Raw genomic sequence first — 201 nt, 5'->3', positions numbered from 1 at the left:
TGACCATCGTTATTGATGACGTGACCGGCGACGGGGTGATCAACCTGGAAGAAAGCCAGAAGGCGGAGACGGAGCTGACCGGGCGCGTCACCGGTGAGGACGTGGTGCGCTGGGATGAAGTACAAATCACCATCGGCGACCAGACCTTTACCGCGACGGTGCAGGCGGATCTGAGCTGGTCGGTGAAGGTGCCGACGGCGC

1 protein-coding gene is annotated in these 201 nt (G+C 62.2%); it reads left to right on the top strand.

Annotated elements, in window-relative coordinates:
• A partial coding sequence (locus tag FHC49_RS11350) for an Ig-like domain-containing protein (RefSeq protein WP_220439805.1) occupies positions 1 to 201 on the top strand: 201 nt, incomplete at both ends.

It is taken from the genome of Kluyvera sp. EC_51, from assembly GCF_019584505.1.
GTDB lineage: Bacteria > Pseudomonadota > Gammaproteobacteria > Enterobacterales > Enterobacteriaceae > Kluyvera > Kluyvera sichuanensis.
This window is presented reverse-complemented; position numbering and strand designations above follow the sequence as displayed.